Genomic DNA, 1,117 nt, shown 5'->3' on the forward strand with positions numbered 1-1,117 from the left:
CGTCGAAGGTGGGATTGGCGATTGGGACGAAGTCGTAACAAGGTAGCCGTACCGGAAGGTGCGGCTGGATCACCTCCTTTCTAAGGAGCACATCTCCACGACTCTTCACACAGGTGGATGACGTTGTGGCAGAGACCGTTTCGGAAGCAAACGTCTTCCGGCGGACGCTCATGGGTGGAACACTGACTACCTTTTCTTTCGAGAAAATATATCGACACACTGTTGGGTCCTGAAAGAACAGACGTAAGTCTTTCTTTCCAGGCAAGATAACGATCCGCTCGGATCTTCCTCGATACCGCGAAGCTTGCTTCGGTCTGGTCCAGTGAAATTCGATTCGAGTGGGTGTGTTGTTTGAGAACTGCACAGTGGACGCGAGCATCTTTGTTAGTAAGTGTGTAAGAGCGTACGGTGGATGCCTTGGCACCAGGAGCCGATGAAGGACGTAGTAGGCTGCGATAAGCCTCGGGGAGCTGTCAAACGAGCTGAGATCCGAGGATTTCCGAATGGGGAAACCCAGCACGAGTGATGTCGTGTTACCCGCCACTGAATATATAGGTGGTGTGGAGGGAACGTGGGGAAGTGAAACATCTCAGTACCCACAGGAAGAGAAAACAACAGTGATTCCGTGAGTAGTGGCGAGCGAAAGCGGAAGAGGCTAAACCGATTATGTGTGATAGACGGCAGTCGTTGCATAGTCGGGGTTGTGGGATTGTTCTTCTCAACTCTGCCGAGTTGAGCATGAGTCAGAAACCGTTGTGTTAGTCGAAGTGGCCTGGGACGGCCCGTCGTAGAGGGTGAGAATCCCGTAGACGAAAACTCAACGGCTCATGTGAGCAACTCCCGAGTAGCAGCGGGCCCGTGAAATCTGCTGTGAATCTGTCGGGACCACCCGATAAGCCTGAATACTACCTGGTGACCGATAGCGGACTAGTACCGTGAGGGAAAGGTGAAAAGTACCCCGGGAGGGGAGTGAAATAGTACCTGAAACCGTGCGCTTACAATCCGTCAGAGCCCTCGACTTGTCGTGGGGTGATGGCGTGCCTTTTGAAGAATGAGCCTGCGAGTCATCGGTGTGTGGCGAGGTTAACCCGTGTGGGGTAGCCGTAGCGAAAGCGAG

The 1,117-nt window shown here is 53.4% G+C and carries 2 rRNA genes; both read left to right on the top strand.

The features are described from left to right. Positions 1-80 (top strand): 16S ribosomal RNA (locus ACFC4D_RS46410); the annotation flags it as partial. A gap of 305 nt (positions 81-385) precedes the next feature. Then, positions 386-1,117 (top strand): 23S ribosomal RNA (locus tag ACFC4D_RS46415); the annotation flags it as partial.

The sequence above is a fragment of the Nocardia sp. NPDC056000 genome (assembly GCF_042269265.1).
GTDB lineage: Bacteria > Actinomycetota > Actinomycetes > Mycobacteriales > Mycobacteriaceae > Nocardia.